A 26,130-nucleotide genomic window follows, 5' to 3' on the forward strand; every position below is an offset into this window, starting at 1 on the left:
AAAGCCTTCTCTAATGAGAAGGCTTTTTTATTGATATATTTTCACTCACCCCACCGTCTCCCACTCTTAATCCAATCTACATACTTTTGAAAGGCGTTCACTTCATGTTGAAAGCGAAGCGGAAAATACAGAAAGAGAGTACATGTACATATTATCCATACAATACCTACTATAAAGTGAAATTTCATCGTTGTACTAATGAACAAACTCAAGAATAAGACGAGGAACATAATCAAACTAAATCTTTTGTACATAGTCATACTAATCCCTCCTTATGTATTAAGTGTACCAGCTATAAGGAATTAATTACCATAAAAAAAGACCGAAAAGTAAATTCCACTTTTCGGTCTCTATGCTATCTTCTCTTCGTAATTTTCCCTGAACCACCAACCCTCGTTTTCGGGGGAGACGTATTCTTTGGCGGGGTTTTAATAGATGATTTCGGCTTCACATCAGATCCGCTCGATCCACCTGGCGTTTTCGTAATTTTCCCTTTGCTTCCGGTAGAAGGCGGAGGCGTCGTTTTACTTCCTTTTTCCGTAATATTTCCTTTATCACCTACAGATGATTTCGGATCTACATTATCGCCTCGCTTAATAATAGATCCTTTCCCTTCCTTCGTAATTGGAGGCGGGGTTTTCTTTTCTTCTTTCGTAGGTGGTCTTTCCGGGATAACCGGTTTATGATTTTGTCTGTCGTTATATCCGCGATAATCACCGTATGATGATTTCCGTGAACCGAATATATCGTTTAATATACTCCCCATAATATATCCTTGTAAGAAGGATGGTTGGTAATTTTGACGGACAAATTCTTCATTACTTATTTCAATTAACGTATCAGATGGTTTCTCTTTATCCTTTTGCAAATTATACATTTTATCAGAATAAACGAGGAACATTTGATTTTCGTCTTCTTTAGATGCTTGCTTCGGTTTCCTTTCGGCTATAAGTTCCTTTGCGACTTCAGGAACTGACCGATTAGCAGCCCTATACACGTAAGATTCTTGTTTACCATCCTTTGCGACAGACTCTAGCGGATAACGGTCTTGAATTGACTTCGCCTGACCACTTTGACAGCCCGATAAAGCATAGCCGGCAATAACAAGTAATGTAACGATAGCAAGTATAGGGATCACGAACGATTTAATCATGGTAAACAATCGGTTTGACATGATTACGCCCCCCTTATGTTGCTCTTATGATTTGTACATCAGCAGGAATAATTGCTTCTCCCTCATACATCATTGTGCGACCATTTTGCCATTCAACACGTAATAATTTGCGGTTATCAGATTGGAATTCCCATACGTACCGTTCTTCTGAAGCAGCGAATGGTGTTTTTCCCATAACAACAACACGTCCATTATATTGTTCTTCCATATGATACTCTATATCATCCATTTCAATCGTCGTCGGAATTTCATCGATTGAATCTAAACGACCATCAATCGGTGTATACAATTTGTAATACGTATTTTCACGGTCTTCAATTTTCAAATAACGAATATCTTTCCCGTCCTGTAAGGTTAAAACAATCTCCTTGCGAGAATGCATGCTCGTTTTCCCAGTTAATTCGTACATTACTAACGAAACTTCAATCATATCGCCAGGAGCTAACGTTAAAAGGCTCTTTTCTGGTTTCGGCGGCTCGGGGCTCTTCATTATATTTTTAATACGTTTAAATAAACTCACAATCTACCCCTCCTTTTCTCTTTATAAACAAGCACCTAAAATTAGTGCACCAACAATATGTAATGAACCAGCTAACAACGCATGTGCTACGCTGCCTTCTTTCGTTCCTTCTTCTAAATCTAAACCAGACATTTTCTTTAACACAAATTCAATGAACATTTCTACAACTAATAAAATAACGAAAGAAACTGCTGAGGCAAGAAGCGCTTGCCATAAATCATTCGCTTTCGTAATCGATTGTGACAAAATGTATCCTTGAGCGAATAATTTCATAACGAAACGCGTTGTCACTGCTGTGTTTCCATTTTTTATCTCTTTTAAATCATTGTATTTTGTAAAAATCGAATCAACCCACATAATTGCAAATAAAAGTACCGCACTCGCTCCAGTCCATACAAGCATGGCTAAAACATTCGTCCACGTCATTGCAAAACCTCCTCTAAAAGGTAATAGAAAACCGACATGAATTCTCTTCAGACATGTCGGTTTCTTTGTCTATTCTATATTATTTCTCATACTGCTTCATAATACGGGATAATTCATCGTCAACAGCAGAATTTTTGTTTAAGCTTGCGAATTCATCATCTAATGACTTTTCTTTTTTGTAAACTTCACCGCTCGCTTCTGCTTCAGCCTCTAATTGAAGGGCTTTCTCTTCCATACGGCTTAAACCAGCTTTTGCTGAATTTGAATCGAATCCAGACATCGCCTGATTAATATTCTTTTGTGCTTTCGCTGCATTTACACGCGCAACAAGTGTTTCACGTTTATTTTTCAGCTCTGTTAATTGCTTACGCATTTCTTCTAACTTCGCACGAAGATTATCAGCAGCTGCTTTGTTTTGCTCATAGCTTGCTTTATACTCATTCATCTTTTGCTCTGCATTTTGTTTTTCTTCTAATGCACGGCGCGCAAGATCTAAGTTACTAGCTTGAACAGCCATATGAGCTTGCTCTTCGCGTTTTTTCACAAGTGCTTCTTGCTCTTCAAATAATAATTTAAACTTCTTCTCAAGTGCGATTTGAGCTGCTACACTTTTCTCAGCTTCTTGTACATCCGCTTGCATATCGCGTAAATATTGATCCGTCATCTTAACTGGATCTTCAGCTTTTTCAATTAATGAATACACATTCGACATTGTTAAATCTCTTAATCGCTTAAATACAGACATCCAAATTCCTCCTATGATATACCTCATATTTCAAATTCGCTACTTGGAAAACTCAAAAATCTCCCTTTACAGTAAGAATATTCATTTTTACAACCTATGTGTTTATTATAGCAAAACAAAGATGTCCTTACATGTTATTTCCAAAATACATACAATATAATATGACATTTTAGATAGAATATTGTATTCCTACTATATTCTTATTATTTCTTTTCTCAAAATTAACTTATTTTTACGTACTTTCACTAAATTACATAATTGTAATGTTACTGTAAGCTAACTCGATAGTTGCATCTCCATATTTCTTATACACTAATACCAGAAGCAACGAAATAACAAACATGCTTCTCATCATTTAAGGACTAATACAAAAAGTGTATTTACTATAAAAAACATACAAAAAGGAGACAACATCATGAAAAAATTAGTAGGAATCGGATTAGCAGCAGCAATTTCATTCGGAGCATTATCAGGTTGTTCTTTATTAGGAGAGAAAGCGAACGGGTTTGTACTGTAGGGAACAGAAGACCAAGTTCAACAAATTACAGATAAAAATAAAAAAGAAGTGAAAGAAAAAGACTTCTATAAAATGAAACTTACAACATTAGAAGATAAAAAAGTACTTGTAATGAATAAGACAACTGGTGAAGAACTGGTGAAGAAAGAGTTACTTAGCAAAGTTGATAAAAAGGACGACACAACACCACTTGATAAATTACCAGCTGTGACAGCAGAGCAAGGTGTATTATTCGCAAAAGATAAAGTAGAAAACGCTACAATTGATGGTGCAAAATTAAAATATGAAGGAAACACAATTATCGGCAGTGGCCGTGCATATGCAGACATGTTCGCCATTGTTGACGATGCAACTTACGGAAATGTAAAAGGTGAAGAAAAATCTGTAGGTGTACTAAAATTCGATAAAGATCCTAGTAAAGAATTCCCTGGTTACAACGGAGTAGAAGCTTCTCAACTTGTAAAAATTAAAAAGTAAAACAAAAGAGCTTTGCGAAATTCGCAAAGCTCTTTTCTATTTATGAGCAATTTGCTCCATATCCGGACTACAAGTTTGCGACTGACATGATTTATTTAAAGAACATGCTGCGCATTTTCCTTTTTTACTTCTCTTTACAAAATTAACTAACGTATATGCTGCATAACCAAAAATGATAGCTCCAATTATAATATTGACCATCATTGCAATACATCTCCTTCTAGAATCCGAGTAAGGATCCAACTTGGTATATAATGAGCGTTAATACATAAGCAACAACTAATGGATACACGACAGAGAAAATTGTCCATTTCACCGATCCAGTTTCACGTTTAATGACAGCTACTGTCGCTAAGCACGGAACATATAATAAAACAAAGAACATAAATGCGTACGCTGATAAAGCAGTATAATGTGCTCCCATTACATTTCCTAGCACATCTTCTTTAACCGCATAAATAATCGCCATTGTTGAAACGACAACTTCTTTTGCCAAAAATCCTGTTAAAAGGGATGCCCCAGCTTGCCAAGTTCCAAAGCCGAGCGGTGCGAATAGTGGAGCGATAAATCCACCAATCATCGCTAAGAAACTGTCTCCCATATCAACACCAAATCCTGATGGACCTGCATAGTTTAATAACCAAATAACAACCGAACCACCGAAGATGAATGTACCTGCTTTACGAACAAATCCTTTACCTTTCTCCCACGTGCTCAGCCATAACGTTTTCGCTTGCGGCACACGGTAAGGAGGTAATTCAATTACGAAAATAGATTTTTCCGCTTTTAAAATAGTAAGAGACATAATTTTTGTAACGAGTAATGCAAGAACAATCCCTGCAACATATAAAGAAAATACAACAGTCGCCTGACTATGAGGGAAGAACACTCCCGCAAATAATGCATATACAGGTAAACGTGCTGAACAAGACATAAACGGTGTTACAAGGATTGTAAGTAAACGTTCTTTTTCCTGTTCAATCGTTCTCGCTGCCATAATCCCTGGAACGTTACATCCAAATCCGATAATCATTGGGATAAATGCTTTTCCGTTTAAGCCGAAAAACTCCATAATTCTATCCATAACAACTGCGATTCGTGCCATATATCCCGAGTCTTCTAATAGCGAGATGAAAAAGAATAGTGCAAAGATTTGTGGAACGAATACTAATACTGCACCAACGCCCGCAATAATACCTTCTGTAACGAGTGCTTGAATAAAGTCAGAAGCCCCAACACTTGTGAGCCCAGCTGTAACCCAATCAGTAAGTTGTCCGCCCAAAAATCCATCAAGCATATCAGATAAAGGCGTACCAATCCACGTAAACGTAACCTGAAAAATAAAAAACATAACTGCTAAAAAGATTGGAAGTCCTAAAATTTTATGTGTAATTAACTTATCGATTTTTTCCGAAAAAGGAATTTTCCCTTCTTTCTCATGCTGCATGACATTTGTTTTTAACTTTTCAATATACGCTTCTCGAGTTTTGTAAATGTGCTCCTCCAACGTACAATCAAGTTTTCCGTCTAAACGAGATCGAATGGCTATAAGTTCCTTATAAATTGGTAATGCTTTCATTTCTTTTTCTACTACTTCGTTATTGCTTAGAAATTGAAGAGCTAACCATCTCGGATGCTCATAATTCGCTGTCTCTAAAAGAGCGATTACCTCTCCGATTCCTTCATCCATTTGTACACCATATGAAATAATGAATGGCTTTTTCTCTTTTTGTTTCTCTTCATGAAGAGTAGTAAGTAATTCTTCACAGCCTTTTCCGGTCCTTGCGATGACAGGAACGACTGTTACACCTAATATTTCTGATAACCTTTTTACATTAATCACAATTCCTCTTTGCTTTGCCACATCAACCATATTTAAACCAATTGAAACTGGCTTACCAAATTCAAGTAATTGCAATGTTAAATGCATATTTCGCTCAAATTGTGAAGAATCCACTATATTTAACATATGATGAAATTCGTCTGTTAGTAGAAAATTCGTAACGACACCTTCATCACGTGAAACTGGATTCAAATCATAGACGCCTGGTAAATCAATTAATGTTCCTTGCTTATCTTTTAATTTACCAACCTTTTTTTCTACTGTTACACCGCTCCAGTTTCCTACATACTCATAAGAACCAGTAAGTGCATTAAATAATGATGTTTTCCCTGTATTCGGATTCCCTAGCAAAGCTACCTTATTCACGCTAATTCCACCTTTATCATTTTCGCGTCACAATGACGAATACTAATTAACTGTCCGCGACACTCCAATGTACAAGGACCTTTAAACATCGCTTTCTGTTTCAGACTAAGTTCGCTTCCTTCCGCGAGACCGAAAGCAGCCAGTCTTCTCTTTAGTAAATTATCTAACGACTGAATACTTTTTACTAACACTTTCTCACCAATTTTAATATCTACTAAGCTCATAACCTTCCCCCTCAGAAGAGAATGATAATTATTTTCAAACAAATTATATCATACTCTATTTCAATTGGACTATATCTTTTTGCTTCATATTTATTAACATTTCAATACAATTATATTTCACTTATTGTCATACAAGGTTCATTTGCCATTCTCATCCATTTCGCTTACAATAAACAATAGCAAATAAAGAATCTCGTTATCACAGGGGGAGCCTTACCGCTGAGAGGGAACAATTCGTTCCGACCCTTCGAACCTGTTAGTTAATACTAGCGCAGGGATTGTGCAAACGTTCGAAATACATACCTCTTTTTTTATTTACGTATTTCGTATCCTCCTATGATAATGTTCTTTTTTGCGTCACTTGGATTTAGGGGGAGACAACATGCGTAACACCAATTTACAAGCGATGATCGAATCTGCTATTCTTGCAGCCTTCGCCTTGATTATCGATATTTTACCATTATCACTTAAACTTCCAACAGGCGGTTCCATCTCATTTGCTATGATACCTATTTTTATTATCGCATACCGCTGGGGTTTCAAAATGGCTTTCTTAGGCGGCTTAATTTGGGGATTATTGCAAATTGTCGTTGGAGATGCCATTATCGTCACACCAATTCAAGTAATAATTGAATACTTCGTTGCTTTCGCATTCATTGGATTTGCTGGACTATTTTATAAGCCCATTCAGCAAACATTAATGAATAATCAAAGAAAGAAAACCATTGCTTATATTATCTTTGCTACATTTATTGGTAGCCTTGCACGTTATTTCTGGCACTTTATTGCAGGTATTATCTTTTGGGGCCAATATGCACCAAAAGGGCAATCAGCCGTCTTATATTCATTAATTGTAAACGGTAGTACGATGCTCGCTTCTTTCACATTATGTACTGTATTACTAATTCTTTTATTTACAACTTCACCACGCTTATTCAAAAGCATTGGTGCTTATCAAATGAATTCACAAAAAAAAGGCGCTTAATTAGCGCTCTTTTTTTTTATCAAAGCTCTCAATGAGTAATATCAATAATAAATACGATAAATGCACAAAAGAAAATAAATACCATCACACCTAGTAAATTGCTATTCACGGCTAATCTACTCCTTACATAACCTCATTTTCTATCCAAATTATACTGTTTGAAAATAAAGATTAGGTAAAGATAATATGAAATTAAATTAAAAAAGCGTAACATGTATTGTCTACGCTTTTTTCGGTAAGTAGAAGTAAAATAACACACCATCTTCTGTATTCTTGACCCCATATTCAGCATTGTGCAGCTCTAAAATGTTTTTTGAAATCGCAAGGCCAAGCCCGGTTCCACCTTGTGAACGTTTCCGTGCCGCATCTACTCGATAAAAACGATCCCAAATTTTATCTAATTGTTCTTCTTCAATGTGGGCACCCTTATTTTCAATACACACTTTTATATGATTCTTCTCATCTATTGCGGAAATAATGATATCTTTTTTATCTGGTGTATAACGTATTGCATTCGTAATAAAATTCACAATTACTTGTTCAATTCTATTTTGATTTCCAATCACTTCTGCTGGACATATATGTTTGTGCACACTCAGTTCTTTTTTCTCTATCTCCGATGAAAGCTGTTCACATATTTCTTCAATCACTCCATCGATATAGAACGAATCCATCTTCATGTTATATGTGCCAGACTCAAATTTAGCTAATTCAAGCATATCCAAAATTAGTATATCCATCTTGTCTACTTCTTTTTCCATCGCCTGAAAATAGTAGTCTTTCTTATGTTCAGCTACCCCATCTTTTAAAATGGAAATACAGCTTTTCATAATACTCAGCGGCGTTTTTAGTTCATGCGATACACCTGCAATAAATTCTTTCCTTGTGTTTTCTAACTTTCTTTCTTTTTCAATATCTTGTTCTAACTGTCCAATATGTGAATGTAGCTTATTAGATAGTGTATTAATATTTTTTGATAAATCACCAATCTCATCTTTTGAAGTAATCGGAATTTTTTCTGTAAAATCTAAATGCGCTATTTTCTTTGTTGTATCATTTATTTTTAGTAACGGTTTTGCGATTTGTTTTGAGTAATAGAACGAAGCTAGAAAAATGAGAACGACTACAAACGCAACAATATAGATGTAATAATCTTGCACCATTTGTACAGCCTCATCTACAGGCTGCAAAGAAGCCATCGCATATATATATGCTATCGATCCGTCTTTTTCTTTTATTGGTTTAATTAATAATTTATATTTTATATCATTTTTTTCATAATCCACTATTTGTGTTGAATACTGTATGTGATTGCTCTCTTTTAATAATAAATCGGTTTGAAATTCCTTTATGCTATCTAAGAATAAACTATTTTTATAAATTGGATTCACAGGACCTTTTACATCGGGTAACTGTACTTTCGTAACACGCCCGTCTATCTTAGCACCCTGTTCCTGATTAGCTCGTTCTTGAGCAGCCTGTTCTTGAGTAACTTGCTTCTTTTCCTTAACAAGTGGTTCTTGGTCCGCTTTCTTTTTTTCCTTCTCTTCTCGAATCTCACTGATTTTTTTTTCTAACGGTTTATTAGATCCACTTAAATTCCCCTTGCCTAACGCGAAAGAAAATGGAATAAAACTATCTTCTTTTTTCACTCCAGAAAAATTAATTTCTTGGTCTAAAAACTGATTTGACGGTTTATTATCAATCTCTTCTATATTGATGAGATTGTATAAGGGAATCATGATTATTTGTTGTCCAAAGCTCTTCTGTTGCTTACGGTCTATCGTTACCTCAAAATAAAAATCATCCGCATGTTTTAAATTCCCATTCTGATCTAATGTCGTAATCCATGTATTATTTTCGCTTAAAAAATCTTGCTCCAGTTTCTGAATTTCTTCTGCACTTTCGGCATGATTTAAATAATTCTTTACAAAGGAATCTAAATTCACTTTAATATCTTCCACTTTTCGATTTGCATAATATTGTTTAAAAAATATCGTTTGTCCAATAAATATCGTCGCTAAAATCAACATGCATAAGGCTGTTGTAAGGGTAAATAATTTAAGTACAATCCCTTTTCTCATATGTTCCCCTCGAATTTATAACCAGTTCGCACTACAGTTGTAATGTGCTTTGCTTTCTCTCCTAATTTATTTCGCAAATTACGAATATGGCTATTAACCGTTCGATCATCACCAGCAAACTCATATCCCCAAATTCTTGAAATTAATTGTTCTCTTGTTAGTACAATTCCTTGGTTTTTCATGAAATACACTAATATTTCAAACTCTGTATGTGTTAAACTAATGTCTGCCTCATCAACAGTAACAGTACGTGACGGAAAATGGACATGAATGCCATGAATTGATAACGTGTCATCTTCATTCTCTAAAGGTTTCTTTTTTGCTTTTCTACTTTCTAACAACCTTTTCGCTCTCGCTAATAAAATAGGCGGACTATATGGTTTCGCAACATAATCATCTGCCCCAAGCTCAAACCCAAGTAACGTATCATCTTCATCTACACGTGCCGTCAGCATAATAATTGGAACTTGGGACGTCTTACGAATCCTTCGGCAAACAGACCAACCATCAAGTTCTGGCAACATAATATCAAGAATAACTAAATCAACCTCTTCTTCTTCAAATAAAACTAAAGCCTCTTTCCCGTCCCTCGCTTCAAGTACTTTATATTGTTCACTCAAAAAGTAATCCTTTAATATTTCACGTAAAATATCTTCATCTTCAACAATTAAAATGTTTTTTGACATACTCTATGCCTCCCCCTCTCATTTTAATTAGATAGCATTTTATAATTTTATTTTGAATTGCTCGTAATTAACTTTGCCTCGATAATATATCGATCCGGTGCATCCCCTATATAATCAAATGGATAGCAAGTCGTCAATGTTAATGTCGGTTCTTCTTTTTTCACAATAACAGTGCGATCATCCGCATGTGTAATCCATGTCTTTTGAATTTCGTATGTGTAAGTTTTATTATCATACTCCAAAATAAGGTTATCCTTTTCTTTTAGCTCCCCTAAATCTGTAAATACAGTATCTCGATGCCCACTCAGTACAGTATGTCCTCCTCCAGATGGCGTTGTCGTTAAATCACTAACGAACATACCAACTCCTTTTTTCAAAGTTGCATCATTCGCTCCCCAATATATAGAAAACTTCTTCTTTATTTTCGGTATATTTAACATTGCTACCTTTTCTCCTTCTTTATGTTGTATTTGAGAAGAAGGTATTTGCGCGTTTACTGGTACTTCGCTAGAATGCTGCTTGGATGTTTGCTGCTCAAAATTTTTAATCTCTTCCGTCGTCAAATCTTGTGCAGAACTTTTTCCTTTATACCATTCAAAAGAATAATAAGCTCCCATTAATAGACCTACTATCATTAACGTAAACCCAATACGATTTAGAATCGTCACTGTTAATCCCTCCATGCAAAAAATGGTAGGGACATCCTACCATTTTTAATATATGAAATTATCCCATTCTTTATAGGCTAATAAAGATTTTATTTTTATGCCTTCACTTTATTACGACGATTCAATCCAAATAATGTGCCTATTGCTACAAGACATGCACTTAATGCCATCATTGCTACATTATTTGATGCTGTATTTGGTAATTTCTCTCCCTTTACAGCTGGTTTTGCTATTTCCTTTTTCGCTACATCATTCTTTTGCCCGGCCTGAATTGCTGCTTCTTTTTTTGCAAGAGCTTCCTTTTCTTGCACTTGTGGCGCTACTTCTTTTTTAGCTGTATCATTCTTTTGCCCGGCTTTTATTGCTTCCTCTTTTTTAGCCATATCACTTTTTTCTTGTACTTGTGCTGCTTCCTTTTTCTCTACTTCATTCTTTTGCCCGGCCTTAATTGCTTCGTCTTTTTTCGCTGCATCTTGCTGCACTTGCGCCGCTTCTTCTTTTGTTAACGTTCCAGTAGAAGCGCTCGCTACTGAAGAATATCCTACTGTTAAAAGTGCCATTGCACAAATTGGTAATAGTTTTTTTTTCATTTTATTTCTCTCCTTTTATACTTTATTCACATCACATCGCACCGGATGTATTACTAGAATAAACAACAGATGTAAATATAAGATGCAGATGAAATATATTTCATTTAAAGATTTCATTTTAGAAAAATAAAAAAACACCGTAATATATACGATGTTTTTTCGGGTGTGTGTCTCGATATTTATTTGTTACTTTCGCGTGAGTGAGAAGTAGAAAGGGCCGGAGTGATAACTAATTGTCTCGGCTCAGTTTTCTTGAAGTGATTTTTGACGTTACACTTACGACATTGAACGACCCATGCTTTAATAGGATTTGTTAAAATAATTTTTTGCCTGTCGTTAGGGGCCTCTTCTTCCAATTTACAACTATCGCTCCACTTACTCCATTTCATTGTAAATTTAGAAGAAGAATGATCGTCTTCTCGATCAAACATCTGCAAAAAATCCGTTTCTCCAGCTAGCATTACGGTGTTACTAGTTGCTAAAAAAGAAAAGGTCGTCCAATGTTTCTCCATACCTTCCTACTCCTTTTTCACATATAGAGTGCCTAAAACTTAATTTACCTAAAATATGCTTGCCTTTTACCTTACACTTATATTTTATCCAAAACACTACTATGCAACTATCGATTTGTCTTACAAATCACCTTACATTTTTGTAAGAAACGAAAAAACCTTCACTCTATATACGTGAAGGTTTCTCATTTCTTATCTATAGGATCTTTCATATCATCAAGTCCAGCCTCTTGCAGCTGCGACATCATACCATGGGAAATTGCACCTAATACTAAAGCCATTCCAATTAGTGAAATGCGAATTGCAGGTACATCAATTATGTAGGCCAACATACCAAGAACAATTGTTAAAAGCAATGCTTTTATAAATGTTACACTTGTATACTGTTTCTTTTTCATCATAATCACCCTTTATGGAAGCGTTTTCTCAATGTAATCAGTATATCATATCATATGACTATTTTGTGGGGATTTCTGTAAAAACCTTATATCTTCTTTGACTTTTTTCTTTCTATCCTTTACAGTCGAAATGTTCACAAGTTTTACACTGTAGGAGGACTCCAATGAATATTGAAATAAAAGACACTTTAATTTCTGAAGAACAATTACAAGAAAAAGTAAAAGAACTAGCGCTTCAAATCGAACGTGATTTTGAAGGAGAAGAAATCGTTGTAATCGCTGTATTAAAAGGATCTTTCGTATTCGCTGCTGATTTAATTCGTCATATTAAAAACGAATTAACTATCGACTTTATCGCTGCATCTAGCTACGGAAATCAAACAGAAACAACTGGAAAAGTAAAACTATTAAAAGATATCGATGTAAACATTACTGGAAAAAACGTAATTGTCGTAGAAGACATTATCGATTCTGGTTTAACACTTCACTTCTTAAAAGATCACTTCTTTATGCATAAACCAAAAGCATTGAAATTCTGTACGTTACTTGATAAACCTGAGCGTCGTAAAGTGGACTTAAAAGCTGAATATGTTGGCTTCCAAATTCCAGACGAATTTATCGTTGGCTACGGTATCGACTGCGCAGAAAAATATCGTAACTTACCATTTATCGCTTCAGTTGTAACAGACTAATTACAATAAAGTGAAACAATAATCATTGGATTTTGTCCATCCCCAATGATTATTGGCCCGCAAATAGCGGGATCAAATAAGCTTCCATGCATTATTGGTGGAAGTTTTATTTCTATCGTAATTTATAAAAACAAAGGGAGAGATGAAGAATGACAAAGACAAAATTTAAAAAAGTACTCCTCATCGTAAATCCGAAAGCAGGACAAGGCGATTTACATACGAACTTAACGAAAATCGTACCACCTCTTGCTACGGCCTTTCCTGATCTACGCATCCTACATACGAAACAACAAGGTGATGCAACAAAATATTGTCAGGAGTTTGCTAGTAAAGTAGATTTAATTATCGTCTTCGGTGGTGACGGAACTGTATTTGAATGCACAAATGGCTTAGCCCCTCTTGAAACTAGACCTACACTTGCAATCATTCCAGGCGGAACTTGCAACGACTTCTCTCGCACACTTGGTGTTCCGCAAAATATTGCAGAAGCAGCAAAACTCATTACAAAAGGACATGTAAAACCAATTGATGTCGCAAAAGCAAATGGACAACACTTCTTAAACTTTTGGGGTATTGGACTCGTCTCTGAAGTATCAAACAATATCGATGCAGAAGAGAAAGCAAAGCTTGGTAAAATTGGTTACTATTTAAGCACAATTCGAACTGTAAAAAATGCTGAAACATTCCCAGTAAAAATCATTTACGACGGGCAAGTATATGAAGACGAAGCTGTCCTTGTTATGGTTGGAAACGGTGAATATCTCGGTGGTATTCCTTCCTTTATTCCGAACGTAAAATGTGATGACGGAACACTTGATATTTTCGTCGTAAAATCAACAGGCATCCAGGCGTTTAAAGATTATATCGGAAAGAAATTATTTGAAGACTCAAATGAAAATGACATCTTCCACGTAAAAGCAAAATCCATTCATATTGAAACAGAAGAAGAAAAAGAAGTAGATACAGATGGAGAAAGTTCCCTTCATACACCTTGTCATATTGAATTGTTACAAGGGCACTTTACAATGATTTATAATCCTAATGTTGTGTAATAAAAAAAAACGAGTGATATCACTCGTTTTTTCTCTTCTAATCTAATTATGTCGTTGTATAATTTCTTGTATTTCTTTAACTCTCTCTAAAGTAATTCCATTTCTTTGTTCCAGCGTAAGAGGATGATCAGTCGGTTCTAATTCGATGAACGGAGCCATTCCAACTTCTCTTATATGTATATTTGTCTTTAAATTTAGTGTTTCTGAATAAACTGGTATTTCTACAGATAACCAGCCAAAATAAGGATCACTATTTTCTCGTCCTCTTTCATCCCACTTTTCTAGTACTTTATCATAACTTTCTTTACTAAGTGATACCCACACAGTCCAGATAAAACTTTCATGGTAATCAATTATAGGAAGCTCTAAACATCCCCTAATAAAGTAATTTTCATCGTCCATTACGCAAAGATCTGATGTTAAATGGAAGCGTCCCTCTCTTTCATAAGGCTCTACCTCGTAATAATAATATGGTGCTTCACTTCCGTAACATAAAGGGAGTGTAAAGCGGCTCATTTGTATCTTTTCTCCGGACTTTCTTCTTCTTTTCATCTATTATGAGTTCTCCTATCCTTTAAATTTCATTCACACTCAAAATCCATCCAATTTTTCAATGTGTATTAGAATCCTTATTCACAATAACACTTGGATCTTTCTTCTCTATTGCAGCAGCTACTGATTGGAAAAATTCATTTTCACTATCATTGACAAATTTACACGTTTAGTGTAAATTTACACTACAAGAAAGAAGGAGATACATTATGGATAAGCAAGAATTTATTGAACTCGTCAATTCAAAATTAAAACTCATTCGTGTTGAGAGCGATTTATCACAGGATAAAATGTCAGAGATTATTGGTTTATCAAAGAAAACGTTAGTAGAAATTGAAAAGGGTAGACGCACCCTCACATGGGCAGGCGCAGTTTGCGTCGTAACACTCTTTGAACAGAGCAATACAGTCCAGATGACATTCGGAGATGATGTGAATGAAATTATAAAAACGATTGCTTTTACACATTACAACACTAACTTCCCGAAGACTTTAGGAGGAAAGGTATGGTGGCGACAAATAAAAGAAGTAAACGGTTATAAAATACAACAAAATATTCTATCTCAACACTATAGAATTTTAGATAAAGAAGACCACAGAATATGTCATTCATTCGAATTGGATGAAATTGAAGAAAAATTTATGGAAATGGCAAAAACGTCTCAATAAAGAGATCGAAAAACATTTTATTTATACTAAACAATGAAAGGAATAAAATGATATGAAAAAAATAATTATTACAACGTTATCCCTTGGCCTACTAATGGGAGTATCCACTGTTGTGTTTGCAAATACAGGTACAAAAACTGAGGCTTATGCAGCGGAACTAGCTCATTTCAAATTAACTAATCCTACTATCACAAGCTCAGAAGTCAATTCAATAATGAAACAACGAGAAGAGTTAGATGAATTATATAACCAATTAAGTGAATTAGAACTAAGTTATGGAATTCGTGTTGATAATACAAAAGATCCACATAAAGAACCGAAACATCTAGAGGATTTACCAACTAATCAGCGAGAAAAATGCCTTCAATTAAGTATCAAAGTTTGGGATAAAGAGATTCAATTTTTAGATGCTCAATATAAAGCAGATCTTATAAAAGAAGAGATTTATAAAGTTGAAAAGAGCAACTTTAATTCCTTTAAAGAAAAGGAATTACAAGAATTAAATCAATTCACTAAGCGTTAATTGATACTATAATCTATAAAAAACAAATAAACATCGGAGTGTAATTCAAGTGAAAAAACAGACAAATATCACTATATTAAATATGTTAATGATTAGCATGTTAATATTAAATCTTTTTATTTTCACATCACGAATGAGCTTTTTACCTTGGTATATTGAAGATGGTTGGGGCTATTTAGGATTATTATTTACATCCTTTATTTTCTTAATTAGCTTCTTTAAGTCTTCGAAGCTTCATAAAGATGGAGAGTTAACTACTCTACAAAAGTTCATTCCACTTGCTTCTGCCGTACTTTCAATCTTTGTTCTCCTCATTCCATCAAGTGATTTAATGACTATATTAGCCAATCTGATCAATACAATTATATTAACTATTTATATAATCGTTTTTCAAACAAAGCCTGATCTATCTACGGAAAAACCATTACATTAAAAAGAAGGAGAGTTATTCTACAGAATAACTCTCCTTCTTTTTGTTCTAATCTTTTACACTACTCTCAATAAACTTAGGCCTTTATTCTGGATATTTACTCATCACTGTACTCCTTTTTTGCCTATACAAATACACGCCCTACTTTATCGCCACTGCTACAATACTTTCAATGTGTGTTTGTTCTTATACATGAAATATTTTGTGTTCCTAATTTTATAAATATCTACCCTTAATAAATTTATTTATTTGATATAACGGATATTAAATAAGTTAAAACTTTAATTAGTGAGGATTTTCCTCATCCCTTACTAATTATTGGCCCTTACCAATCGTTTTTGCTGGATAAACTTTTAACTAATAGTACATTAATGAATTTAGTTTTTAAAAGAAGAAACACCATGGCTACGTCTAATGTGAAATAATACATAAATCATTTTCAGTTCCTATTCGTTTTTTATCTACAAACAGAAATATATGTAATCCTTTTTGTTCAACTAAATAAGAATAGCTAAATACGCTTGAACAATTAGATACTAGGAAATTTACATCTTGCAGAGGAAAAGATAAATCTAGGTATTAATATGTGGTGTTTTACGACCTAATTAAAAGGAGGAGATAGAAAATAATGAATAATCCCATCGACCTACAATACTTATGTGATCTTGTACATAGAACCTTTCATGTACCTATTCAATTTTTATCTACTAATAGAAAAATCTTATATGAATCTACTTCTAATACTATTTGTAGTCCTTTTTATTCTTCTAAAGAAGAACATCTTGGTGAGATTTATCAAGAAAACGCTCCCTGTAACTTTCCAATTCTTAAAGGGAATAAGTATCTTGAGAATTTCGTTATCATTCATATAACAAATCATGAACATATAAAAGGAACAATTATAATCGGACCCACTACCTATCCAAAAGTATCAGATGAAATGGCTATCAAACTTATGGAGTATTCCAACATTAATAATAAAATGCAACAAGGAATAGACTACTATCAGTTTCTACCTGAGATTAAAAAAAGTACTCTCATTGATATAAGCATTTGGTTACATTACGTAATTTTCAATGAAAAATTAGATATAGATATTGTGTGGGAAAAAAACAAAGTTCTAGAGGATGTTTCTTATAAAATTGTAAATCCCGATTTATATATTTCAAAACGCCGGCGGAATGACCCTAAAAATTACAACATGTCATTAGAACGTAAATTTTTTTCAGCAATTAAAGAAGGAAATAAAGAAAAAGTAATACAATATGCGTATTCATTCCCACAAGAAGACACGGCAATTTCATCAAAAGGAGATCAACTCAGAAACCAAAAAAATAATGGTATTATCGCAATTACTCTAGCTATTCGATATGCGATAGAGGGTAATCTTCCATCAGATATTGCTTTTTCACTTGGTACTTTATATATCCAAACCATTGAAAAACTAGATAACATGTACTCCGTAAATAGATTAATTGAAGATGCATTATGTACTTTCGCAGAACGTGTTAAAGAATATAGTAATCAAGCATATTCTAATTCAATAACTACATGCCTAAATCATATTCACAAACATATTTACGACGATATATCTCTCAATGACCTTGCTAACCTTTTACATATTTCTCCTACCTATTTATCTAAATTGTTTAAAAGAGAAGTGGGAATTCCTTTAAGTGAATATATTCAGAGAGAGCGAGTAGAAGAAGCAAAAAAGTTATTAACATTAACGACCTACCCATTATCAGATATTTGTACCTGGCTTAATTTTAATGATCAAAGTTATTTCACAAGGGTTTTCAAAAAAATAACTAGTATGACTCCTAGACAATATCGTGAAAATCATACTGTAATATAACAACACCTTCTTAACATGAGGTGAGATAGATGGAATACTAGCTCACCTTCATCCATTCAATTAGTAATACCATCACGATTTATTTCTTCTTAATTTAATAAACATGTACCTCGATTTTATACTCTTCTAATCTTTCCATACCTTTATTCTCCTTCATCCAAATTGATTTTAATAAATTTTTAACCACATTCAAAAAAGTACAAAAATGACAAATAAATTACTATAAATAAGTTAGTGAATTTGGTAATTTTTTAGTACTAAGCAAATTAGTTTTTCAACTAATCCATAATTTCTTCGCTATATGCATGTTAAATCTAAAATAGGATGTTTATACAATGTGGCGCTTGAATTATTGATAATAGCTACTTCCATAGTGATTAACTAATAACTTCCTAAGTCAGAAAGATATAGAAAACATATTGTTAGGAGAATAGAAAGCATGAGTAGTACTAATATTACAAAATCGATGCAACTGACTATTATGTCTAAACAACCTGCCGACCGAAAAGTATCACCATACGATGATAGAGAGCGGATTGAAGATCATCTATTACGCTCATACATTTCAGAAAAAGAAATATTGATTACTTATTATAAAGATGATTATTTTCCTACAAGTTGTATGGCTGTAATTGAAATAAACCCTTTGAAGCGCTCTATAATATGCATAGATACCTTTGACCGTAAACATAATTTTAATTTTATTGACATAATAGATGCACGTTAATTCTGTCCTCCTCTTAGTAGTACTAATATTGCAAAATAAAAAATAGCCATCCACCTCATAAAAAATCAGGTAAATGGCTATTTTTCTAGTTTCTATTCTCTTACAGCTATTGCCTATTATTTCGCGTTCACAATCTTATAATAAGAGCGAACTGTTAAGAAGTAATATCCGATATAAATGACACCGTATACCCCGATACTAATTAGGAGCGGAATCATAATTTCAAATGGTAGTATGTTCCCTAAACCTTTTAATGCAAACAAGCTGTGTAAAATTCCGATTACTAACGGAATCGCAAAGATAAAGCTTACTTGTTTTGCAATAGCTTTTTTCATTTCTTGTTTTGTGACCCCTACTTTGTGAAGTACAACATAACGCTCACGATCCGCATTTGCTTCTGTTAATTGTTTAAAGTAAATGATAGAACCTGTTGCTAGTAAGAATACAAGTCCTAAGAACATTCCGATGAACATCATTAGTCCAGTTCCTTCAAGCCCCATATGGAAACCAGTGTAGAAGTCTCTAAATGGTGGTACCATTTCTGATTCACCAGCTGGCATCACTTTTGTTAATTTTTCAGTTAACACTTTACTGTTTCTTTCATCTTTTACATCGATATTTTTTACAATACGTGTTCCAAATGCTTGCTTCGCTTGTTCATACATTTCATCTGGAACGACAACAACTAGTTCACCTAAGTTCGTAATTGCATTATTATTTGCACCTTGAATCGTTAATTTCTTCGTTTCATTTCCAATTTGGAATACCGCTTTACTTCCTTTATACTGAGGACTAAACTCATGCCCTTCAATATAAGAACTATCATATATAAATGCTTCACCAGCAGCTACATTCACTGTTTCTGCATCGATTTTTTTAGCAAGTTTATTAAATTCAGATTGAGACATAAATTGATATTTCTCTGAGATACTGTAGTTCATATTAAGGATGAAATCAACTTTATCTCCTTCAAACTTTCCTTTTACAGGAACCATCTCAACTTCAAATTGATCTTTAACAGGATGATTCTCTTTCTCTTCAGCAAAAATCGCATTTACTTTCTTATCTAGTTCTGCATCTTTTTTCTCATAAGAATAACTGTATGGCGCCACTTCTTTTGATTGCGTAAATGTGTTGTAATACATCGTAACTGACGTACCAACTGCTGTTAATGTTACTGCACTTAAAATAGAAATTGTCGCAAGTGACTTTGCATTTCCTTTAATACGATATAGTAACTGTGACGTCGTTACCATATTCATACCGTTATAAAACGATGATTTATTATTTCTTGCTCGTTTTAATACGAATACTGTAAAGAACATAAATAGTAAGTACGTACCTAATACTGTCGCAAGTAAAATATAAAGTGCAACTGCCATAAAGTCTGCATACTTAACTGCCTTCATAAACATTAACGCTAAGAAATAACCTGAACCAATTAAGAAAATTGAAATTAACGCCATAATTACAGATCCTTTTGGCATTGCTTCCCCTTCACGTTCTGCGCGGAAAAGCTCAATTAACTTGAAGCGATAAATTAAACGATATCCTTGAAGTGATGTATACAATATAATCACAAAGAAAATAATTGCTGTATCAACAATTGCAGCCATCGGTACTTCAAAATGAACATTTAAATTTAACCCCATCATACTTACTAGTAGTTCAAGGAATAGTTTTGAAAGGACGCTACCAATCGCAATCCCAATAATTAAAGACATTAATCCCATTAACATATTTTCATAAAAGAGCATTTTACCGATCTGTCTTTTTCGAATACCGAGTAACGAATATAGCCCAACTTCTTTTTTACGTTTTCTTGTAAAGAAACCGTTCGAATATATAATGAACACCGCTACGAAGATAATTAGCATGACACTTGAAACTTGAAATGCACCGCTAATTTTTTTAGAAGCTTCCGCAGCTTTTTCCATTTGTGAATTATACTGCAACGCCTTAAATGTAAAATAAATGACGATGCTAAATATCATAGATGCAAAATATACAAAGTAGTCTTTAAAGTTCCGCTGTATGTTGCGGAGGGCAATGCTAGATAAGGTCATCAGCCATACCTCCAGAAATGGAAGACATCACATCAACGACTTTTTGGAAGAACTGTTTACGCGTTAATTCACCTCGGTGCAATTCTTTATATAACTCACCATCTTTAATGAAAATAACTCGTTTACAATAACTCGCCGCAAATGCATCGTGCGTTACCATTAAAATTGTAGAGTTATCATATTCATTTAACGACTTCATACTTTCTAATAAATCTGTCGCTGATTTAGAATCAAGTGCTCCAGTCGGCTCGTCCCCAAATATCATACTAGGACTTGTAACAATCGCACGCGATGCTGCGCAGCGCTGCTTCTGCCCACCAGATACTTGATATGGGAACTGGCTTAAAATATGATCAATGCCGAATTTCTTTGATATTTCAAGAACGCGGCGATCAATCTCACTCGCTTTCACCTTTGATAACGCAAGAGGTAGCGCAATATTTTCTTTCACCGTTAACGTATCTAATAAGTTATAATCTTGGAAAATGAAACCTAAATGATCGCGGCGGAACAAAGCTAGCTTATCATCATTCATCTTCACGATATCTTTTCCATCAATTAAAATTTCACCGTTCGTCGCATTATCAATTGTAGAAAGAACATTTAAAAGAGTCGTCTTACCAGAACCAGAAGGTCCCATAATTCCAACGAACTCACCTTCTTTTACTTGTAAGTTAATGCCTTTTAACGCTTCAAATTTATTACCACCTGTGTCATACACTTTTTTTATATTTTTTGCTTCTAACACTGTTTTCATCTCGACATCCCTCATTTCTTCTATTCTCTATTTTCAACTATATACACTCTCTACTCTTGCCACTATCGATGTTTCTTACACAAACATGACAGTTACGTAAGGCACATAAGCAGAGGAATCAAAATTTAACCTAATGAATGAAAGTACTTTGTTACTATAGCATTGGGATATCATACCATCCATTCATTCTCCTTACAGGAACATTACATTTTTGTAAGGTTAAAAATGCACCCTACAAAGTTGTGCATGAAATGTCGGATGGAGCTATTTCATTCCTGCTATTCTATGTACAGAGGAGGTCATATAATGGATTCACTTAAAAACATGAATGCGGCAATGCGCTATATTGAAGACAACCTTACACACGAAATTAATTTTAAAGAAGTCGCAAAAATAGCTTTCTGCTCCGAATATCATTTCAAAAGAATGTTTTCTTTTTTAGCTGGCATATCACTATCAGAATATATTCGCTGTAGACGCCTTACTCTCGCTGCCTTTGAACTAAAAAACAGCAATATAAAAGTCATTGATGTCGCTATAAAATATGGCTACAATTCACCAGATTCATTTGCTCGTGCATTTCAAAATTTGCACGGCATAACACCTTCAGAAGCTCGGAATAGTAGTCATTCTTTGAAAGCTTATTCACCGATGACCTTCCAACTATCCATTCAAGGAGGAACTGAAATGAACTATCGAATTGAAGAAAAAGATCCATTTCGAATCATTGGTATACAAAAACGAGTACCGATTGTTTTTACTGGTGTAAATGAAGAAATTGCTTCTATGTGGAAAGGTTTAGACAGCCAATCAATCGAAACATTAAAGTCCCTTTCAAACATTGAACCTACAGGAATTATTAGTGCTTCAACTAATTTTTCTGAAGGAAGAATGGAGGAAAAAGGCGAACTCGATCACTATATTGGGGTAGCCACAACGAAAGATTGTCCAGAGCAATTCAAACAACTTGCAGTCGCAGCTTCAACGTGGGCTATATTTGAAGCAGTCGGTCCATTTCCTGATGCATTACAAAATGTGTGGGGACGTATTTATTCCGAATGGTTTCCTTCTTCAAACTATGAATTAGCAGAAGGACCAGAAATTTTATGGAATGAAAGTAAAGACGTATCCTCGCCGAATTTCAGAAGCGAGATATGGGTACCTGTTTTGAAAAAGTAATATAAGGGTCTAAACTGTTTCAAAATAAGAAGCTGCTCTTCCTCTTTACAAGAAAAGCAGCTTCTTATCCCGCTATTTGTGGGCAGTAAAACTCCCACCTCAAAATTCAGCAAATGCGAGGAAGTTAGGTGGGAGATAACTGCCCGTAAACGCCCGATTGGTGAGGGCTAATAATCAGTGGGGGATGGACAAAACCCCCACTGATTAAAGTTTCACTTTATTTTATACTTCTTCTCGACTCGTTCTTATACAAGAAAATAGTAATAATCACTAGCACTATAACAACTCCAAAAGTAAATGCTCTGTAGCTCGAAATCGTAGCAGTACCGATTAATAAGGCTGGTATAACAGCCATAATTAAGCCACCAAACATACCAACAAACGATCCTACACTTTGTTTTACTACTTGAGTTTCTGATACCCAATCATAATAACCAAATCGATTATTAATAAATATCCCCCATACTGCCGAAAATAATGAATATGTTATCGGTGTTATGACGATTAAAAGAGAACTCCAAACATCTAGTTTTAACCCTATTATGAGTAATACGGCACTGATAAGTGATGCAGGTATACTTAATGAAAGATTCATAAGAATTTTACTGTCATAAATCATCTTTGGCGCTATAGGCAATGACTTAATAATCCATACATTTTTTCCTTCTAAAGACAATGACACACATGTTGTACACGTCATCGAAATCGCTGCTGCAATAGCAAATGGTGCAATCTTTTGCAACAGGGTCTCAATTCCAGGATACGCTATTAATTGACTTGGTCCTACTACAACTATAGCTAGCGCGAAAGCTATTGCCATCACAACTCCCATTCCACTATTTATGACATACACTGTAGAAGAAAAGAAACGTTTCAGTTCTTTTTTATACAACGCGACTAATACACTTTCTTTTCTCATACTATTAATCTCATAATTTGAAAGCATATGATAAGCGGTAATCTCTGTGTTTATTTGCTTATATTTGAACGAAAGTATTTTTACAAAAAGATAATACCAAATAACCGATATCCCAACGAATAGGATGAAAGCTACAATATCAGCATTAACAATTGCTTTTTGAAACATGTTAGCTAATGGATACACTTTAGTTAGTTGCTCTGAAACAATTGCACCAATCCCATTCATATCATTAAGGCTATATTGAGCATTTCCGTTTTTTAGCATAAAGAAGCCGAATGTAATAATTACTATAAAACTTAAAATCGTAGTTATTTTATTCGTATTTTTAAATTTAGAAGCGATTGCCGTAATCATAGCTCCAAAGATCGCTGCGATTGTTGTTGGAATTAAAGATGCTATAAACATACTGATGAACCACATAAAGTAAAAAGAAATTGATGGTTTCTCATGTATGCCATAAACAACTCCCATTGGTAGCATAATTATGATTGAAAATATCGTATTCAGCAAATATAAATACAAAAATCTGCTTGTAATAACAGTACTTACACGAATCGGTAATGACATTAAAAGATCGTAGTCCTTAAAAGCAAAAATTTCTCCATTTGCCTTAAATATAGTGAAAAACAACGTCAATACACTGCTAATAACTAGTGCATAAACTGGGATAATTTCACTTATTCCTAGTTTCACCAATCCATATGCTGAGGCACCACAATATAGCATTAACATGACACCCACCAAGGCAATAGACACTGACAGCAAAATCTTATTCTGCTTCTTCTTTTTATCTTTTTCGTATTTAAAAGTATTTAAACCAAGCTGTGTTATCAAGCGGATTTTTAAAAGACCTCGACTACTAATATTCATTAGCAAGCTCCTTCATAAAGAGCTCTTCCAATGAGCCTTCCTTTATTAAAGAATTCACTTCCCCTGAAAGTGCTAATTTCCCTCTATTAATCATCGCTATTTTATTACATAACTTCTCCGCCACATCTAAAACATGAGTAGAAAAGAAAATCGCACTTCCCTTTTCACAAAGCTCTTTCATAATCCCTTTCAATACTACAGCAGCCTTTGGATCAAGACCAACGAAAGGTTCATCTAAAACTAATAATTTCGGTTTATGCAAAACCGCTGATATAATCGCCACTTTTTGTTTCATACCATGTGAATAAGAAGATATTAAATCTCCCAAGTGCGGTGTAATCTCAAAAGCATCTCCATACTTTTGTATCTCCTTTTCCCGATCTTTTGCAGACACCTTAAAAACATCCGCAACAAAGTTCAAATATTGAATTCCTGTTAATTGCTCATACAAATCTGGATTATCGGGAATATACGCCATTACTCTCTTACATGCAATCGGATCCTTTTTTACTGAATGACCATCAACAAAAATTTCACCCTCTTCAAAATCTATAACTCCTACTAACGACTTAATTGTTGTACTTTTCCCCGCACCGTTGTGCCCGATAAATCCAAAGATATCTCCTGCTTGAACAGTAATATTTAAATGATCTACTGCTTTTTTTCCACCTTTGTATGTCTTGCTAAAATTTATAATTTCTAACATGTTATTTCCCCCAAACTATATTTTTGACTGAATTTTCAGACCTGATAACAAAAAATTTACTCAGTGAGCTTTTTCGTTATCCCCACTGAGTATTAGAACCTCTTAACACATAGAAACTATAAATATAAAATTTGAATAGTGTAGTTCAATCCCTTATTGCTCACAATTGCATTTCTTTTTTATATAAAATGTAAGAATATAAATTCGTTATGAGGACAGCAACTACTATAATCCCAAGCATCATATAAGATCTCCAATCAGCTGGAGCGAAAACACTTATAATCATAATAATTCCTAAAGCCACAAATACTTTTCCGCTAAATCGATGCGTTTTCCGCCATACTTCTTCATTACTTAACGTCCACGGATTACGCATCCCAACGAAAAAGTTAGGCTTACACTGCGGTAAATAATTCCCCATTACTAAAAATAAAATACCAACTAATAATTCTGGCACCCGATTAATGAATAAGTTATATCCTAATCCACTTGTAATAATATCTATATTCCCTACAAATAGTAGCAATAGTATCCCGTTATTCATCATCATAAAAGCTTTAGAAAATTTCTCGTAATTTGCTTTCCTTGGATCAATCTTTGGTATTACATTTAGAAATATATATAGCACAATCATAATTCCAACCATAGAAATCATTCCGTAAAATTTAGAAGAATAGCCATCTACCTTACCGCCACTCCAATGTGTCGCGATTGTATCTGGCAAATGTGGCCAAGCAAACGCCCACGCTACACAAGTTGTAACAATTAATATAATTGCAAAAAGATGTTTCTTCATCTTTCCTGCACTCCCCTGTTTTTAATTCACTCGTTCTATGCTAGTTCTTTGTTATAAATAACATATGCTTTTATTGCTGATATGAAGGTATATATTAATATCACTCCACCCACCATA

At 34.2% G+C, this 26,130-nt stretch carries 29 protein-coding genes, 2 pseudogenes and 1 riboswitch; of the genes and pseudogenes, 10 read left to right on the plus strand and 21 right to left on the minus strand.

Features of this window, described 5'->3' with window-relative positions; genetic code table 11:
* Positions 1 to 41 precede the first annotated feature (41 nt).
* The 5 genes from MR071_RS09870 to MR071_RS09890 form a co-directional block, all read right to left on the minus strand.
* Positions 42 to 260 carry a hypothetical protein gene (locus MR071_RS09870; RefSeq protein WP_105585923.1) on the minus strand — a complete coding sequence of 73 codons (219 nt, stop codon included), beginning with the start codon at positions 258 to 260 and terminating at the stop codon, positions 42 to 44.
* Positions 261 to 355: 95 nt separating this feature from the next.
* Positions 356 to 1,174: a DUF4247 domain-containing protein gene (locus MR071_RS09875; protein ID WP_105585922.1), complete on the minus strand. Its 819-nt coding sequence runs from the start codon at positions 1,172 to 1,174 to the stop codon at positions 356 to 358.
* A gap of 13 nt (positions 1,175 to 1,187) precedes the next feature.
* Positions 1,188 to 1,694: a DUF4178 domain-containing protein gene (locus MR071_RS09880; RefSeq protein WP_242235851.1), complete on the minus strand. Its 507-nt coding sequence runs from the start codon at positions 1,692 to 1,694 to the stop codon at positions 1,188 to 1,190.
* A gap of 21 nt (positions 1,695 to 1,715) precedes the next feature.
* Positions 1,716 to 2,120, minus strand: coding sequence for a DUF350 domain-containing protein (locus tag MR071_RS09885; RefSeq protein ID WP_098889437.1), 405 nt, complete (start codon positions 2,118 to 2,120; stop codon positions 1,716 to 1,718).
* Between the two features lie 79 nt (positions 2,121 to 2,199).
* Positions 2,200 to 2,865: a PspA/IM30 family protein gene (locus MR071_RS09890; protein ID WP_105585921.1), complete on the minus strand. Its 666-nt coding sequence runs from the start codon at positions 2,863 to 2,865 to the stop codon at positions 2,200 to 2,202.
* Positions 2,866 to 3,280: 415 nt separating this feature from the next.
* Between MR071_RS09890 and MR071_RS09895 the strand changes: the two are divergent.
* Positions 3,281 to 3,859, plus strand: a pseudogene (locus tag MR071_RS09895) (lipoprotein BA_5634 family protein).
* Positions 3,860 to 3,895: 36 nt separating this feature from the next.
* Here the strand turns inward: MR071_RS09895 and MR071_RS09900 are convergent.
* Genes MR071_RS09900 through MR071_RS09910 form a run of 3 tightly spaced genes read right to left on the minus strand, consistent with a single transcriptional unit; the run spans position 3,896 to position 6,292 of the window.
* The gene (locus MR071_RS09900) at positions 3,896 to 4,063 is read right to left on the minus strand and encodes a FeoB-associated Cys-rich membrane protein (protein WP_000989597.1); all 168 of its coding nucleotides are present in this window, start codon (positions 4,061 to 4,063) and stop codon (positions 3,896 to 3,898) included.
* Between the two features lie 16 nt (positions 4,064 to 4,079).
* On the minus strand, positions 4,080 to 6,068 hold the full coding sequence (gene feoB / locus MR071_RS09905) for a ferrous iron transport protein B (protein WP_105585919.1): 1,989 nt from the start codon (positions 6,066 to 6,068) through the stop codon (positions 4,080 to 4,082).
* The gene (locus tag MR071_RS09910) at positions 6,065 to 6,292 is read right to left on the minus strand and encodes a FeoA family protein (RefSeq protein WP_071744389.1); all 228 of its coding nucleotides are present in this window, start codon (positions 6,290 to 6,292) and stop codon (positions 6,065 to 6,067) included. The genes feoB and MR071_RS09910 overlap by 4 nt, the downstream gene beginning before the upstream one ends.
* Before the next feature lie 194 nt (positions 6,293 to 6,486).
* Positions 6,487 to 6,588, plus strand: a riboswitch (TPP riboswitch).
* A 65-nt stretch (positions 6,589 to 6,653) separates the two neighbouring features.
* Between MR071_RS09910 and thiT the strand changes: the two genes are divergently transcribed.
* Entirely contained in the window at positions 6,654 to 7,277 is a 624-nt protein-coding gene (gene thiT / locus MR071_RS09915) for an energy-coupled thiamine transporter ThiT (protein ID WP_181149501.1), read from the plus strand.
* 221 nt (positions 7,278 to 7,498) lie between these two features.
* On the opposite strand, the gene MR071_RS09920 is transcribed toward thiT, so the two are convergent.
* The 6 genes from MR071_RS09920 to MR071_RS09945 form a co-directional block, all read right to left on the minus strand.
* Positions 7,499 to 9,361: a sensor histidine kinase gene (locus tag MR071_RS09920; RefSeq protein ID WP_105585917.1), complete on the minus strand. Its 1,863-nt coding sequence runs from the start codon at positions 9,359 to 9,361 to the stop codon at positions 7,499 to 7,501.
* Positions 9,358 to 10,047 carry a response regulator transcription factor gene (locus tag MR071_RS09925; protein WP_105585916.1) on the minus strand — a complete coding sequence of 230 codons (690 nt, stop codon included), beginning with the start codon at positions 10,045 to 10,047 and terminating at the stop codon, positions 9,358 to 9,360. Before MR071_RS09925 ends, MR071_RS09920 begins: the two co-directional genes overlap by 4 nt.
* Before the next feature lie 47 nt (positions 10,048 to 10,094).
* Positions 10,095 to 10,715 carry a class D sortase gene (locus tag MR071_RS09930; protein WP_105585915.1) on the minus strand — a complete coding sequence of 207 codons (621 nt, stop codon included), beginning with the start codon at positions 10,713 to 10,715 and terminating at the stop codon, positions 10,095 to 10,097.
* A 95-nt stretch (positions 10,716 to 10,810) separates the two neighbouring features.
* Positions 10,811 to 11,305 carry an LPXTG cell wall anchor domain-containing protein gene (locus tag MR071_RS09935; protein WP_242235853.1) on the minus strand — a complete coding sequence of 165 codons (495 nt, stop codon included), beginning with the start codon at positions 11,303 to 11,305 and terminating at the stop codon, positions 10,811 to 10,813.
* A 179-nt stretch (positions 11,306 to 11,484) separates the two neighbouring features.
* Complete coding sequence (locus tag MR071_RS09940) at positions 11,485 to 11,817, minus strand: hypothetical protein (protein WP_105585913.1); 333 nt, start codon at positions 11,815 to 11,817, stop codon at positions 11,485 to 11,487.
* A 185-nt stretch (positions 11,818 to 12,002) separates the two neighbouring features.
* A complete protein-coding gene (locus MR071_RS09945; protein WP_142395839.1) occupies positions 12,003 to 12,218 on the minus strand; it encodes a hypothetical protein in 216 nt (71 codons plus the stop codon).
* A gap of 161 nt (positions 12,219 to 12,379) precedes the next feature.
* Here MR071_RS09945 and hpt point away from each other — a divergent pair, with 161 nt between their 5' ends.
* Together hpt and MR071_RS09955 are read left to right on the plus strand one after the other, a co-directional pair.
* Complete coding sequence (hpt, locus tag MR071_RS09950; protein WP_105585911.1) at positions 12,380 to 12,907, plus strand: hypoxanthine phosphoribosyltransferase; 528 nt, start codon at positions 12,380 to 12,382, stop codon at positions 12,905 to 12,907.
* Positions 12,908 to 13,056: 149 nt separating this feature from the next.
* The gene (locus MR071_RS09955; RefSeq protein ID WP_242235855.1) at positions 13,057 to 13,959 is read left to right on the plus strand and encodes a diacylglycerol/lipid kinase family protein; all 903 of its coding nucleotides are present in this window, start codon (positions 13,057 to 13,059) and stop codon (positions 13,957 to 13,959) included.
* A gap of 42 nt (positions 13,960 to 14,001) precedes the next feature.
* On the opposite strand, the gene MR071_RS09960 is transcribed toward MR071_RS09955, so the two are convergent.
* Positions 14,002 to 14,511 carry a DUF2199 domain-containing protein gene (locus MR071_RS09960; protein WP_242235858.1) on the minus strand — a complete coding sequence of 170 codons (510 nt, stop codon included), beginning with the start codon at positions 14,509 to 14,511 and terminating at the stop codon, positions 14,002 to 14,004.
* Between the two features lie 29 nt (positions 14,512 to 14,540).
* Positions 14,541 to 14,659: pseudogene (locus MR071_RS25955) on the minus strand (DUF7003 family protein); the annotation flags it as partial.
* A 61-nt stretch (positions 14,660 to 14,720) separates the two neighbouring features.
* Between MR071_RS25955 and MR071_RS09965 the strand changes: the two are divergent.
* The 5 genes from MR071_RS09965 (at position 14,721) to MR071_RS09985 (ending at position 18,717) form a co-directional block, all read left to right on the plus strand.
* Complete coding sequence (locus MR071_RS09965; protein WP_105585908.1) at positions 14,721 to 15,179, plus strand: helix-turn-helix transcriptional regulator; 459 nt, start codon at positions 14,721 to 14,723, stop codon at positions 15,177 to 15,179.
* 52 nt (positions 15,180 to 15,231) lie between these two features.
* Complete coding sequence (locus MR071_RS09970; protein ID WP_105585907.1) at positions 15,232 to 15,702, plus strand: hypothetical protein; 471 nt, start codon at positions 15,232 to 15,234, stop codon at positions 15,700 to 15,702.
* A 49-nt stretch (positions 15,703 to 15,751) separates the two neighbouring features.
* Complete coding sequence (locus MR071_RS09975; RefSeq protein ID WP_105585906.1) at positions 15,752 to 16,135, plus strand: hypothetical protein; 384 nt, start codon at positions 15,752 to 15,754, stop codon at positions 16,133 to 16,135.
* A 625-nt stretch (positions 16,136 to 16,760) separates the two neighbouring features.
* Entirely contained in the window at positions 16,761 to 17,990 is a 1,230-nt protein-coding gene (locus MR071_RS09980; RefSeq protein ID WP_242235860.1) for a helix-turn-helix domain-containing protein, read from the plus strand.
* 439 nt (positions 17,991 to 18,429) lie between these two features.
* Positions 18,430 to 18,717, plus strand: a complete 288-nt coding sequence (locus MR071_RS09985; RefSeq protein WP_105585904.1) for a YolD-like family protein — start codon at positions 18,430 to 18,432, stop codon at positions 18,715 to 18,717.
* 116 nt (positions 18,718 to 18,833) lie between these two features.
* Here the strand turns inward: MR071_RS09985 and MR071_RS09990 are convergent, their stop codons facing one another.
* Both MR071_RS09990 and MR071_RS09995 read right to left on the minus strand, forming a co-directional pair.
* Positions 18,834 to 20,783, minus strand: a complete 1,950-nt coding sequence (locus MR071_RS09990; protein WP_105585903.1) for an ABC transporter permease — start codon at positions 20,781 to 20,783, stop codon at positions 18,834 to 18,836.
* Complete coding sequence (locus MR071_RS09995) at positions 20,770 to 21,540, minus strand: ABC transporter ATP-binding protein (RefSeq protein WP_105585902.1); 771 nt, start codon at positions 21,538 to 21,540, stop codon at positions 20,770 to 20,772. Before MR071_RS09995 ends, MR071_RS09990 begins: the two co-directional genes overlap by 14 nt.
* A 306-nt stretch (positions 21,541 to 21,846) precedes the next feature.
* On the opposite strand from MR071_RS09995, the gene MR071_RS10000 reads away from it, so the two are divergent.
* Positions 21,847 to 22,719 (plus strand): AraC family transcriptional regulator, encoded by an 873-nt coding sequence (locus MR071_RS10000; RefSeq protein WP_105585901.1) that lies wholly within the window; start codon positions 21,847 to 21,849, stop codon positions 22,717 to 22,719.
* Positions 22,720 to 22,936: 217 nt separating this feature from the next.
* Here the strand turns inward: MR071_RS10000 and MR071_RS10005 are convergent, their stop codons facing one another.
* The 3 genes from MR071_RS10005 to MR071_RS10015 all read right to left on the minus strand — a co-directional run bounded on the left by MR071_RS10005 (position 22,937) and on the right by MR071_RS10015 (position 26,013).
* A complete protein-coding gene (locus MR071_RS10005) occupies positions 22,937 to 24,511 on the minus strand; it encodes a putative ABC transporter permease subunit (protein WP_242235863.1) in 1,575 nt (524 codons plus the stop codon).
* On the minus strand, positions 24,501 to 25,217 hold the full coding sequence (locus MR071_RS10010; protein ID WP_105585899.1) for an ABC transporter ATP-binding protein: 717 nt from the start codon (positions 25,215 to 25,217) through the stop codon (positions 24,501 to 24,503). The genes MR071_RS10005 and MR071_RS10010 overlap by 11 nt, the downstream gene beginning before the upstream one ends.
* Before the next feature lie 160 nt (positions 25,218 to 25,377).
* Positions 25,378 to 26,013, minus strand: a complete 636-nt coding sequence (locus MR071_RS10015; RefSeq protein WP_105585898.1) for an SdpI family protein — start codon at positions 26,011 to 26,013, stop codon at positions 25,378 to 25,380.
* Between the last annotated feature and the right edge of the window lie 117 nt (positions 26,014 to 26,130).

Source organism: Bacillus cereus group sp. BfR-BA-01316 (assembly GCF_022664195.1).
Taxonomy (GTDB): Bacteria; Bacillota; Bacilli; order Bacillales; family Bacillaceae_G; genus Bacillus_A.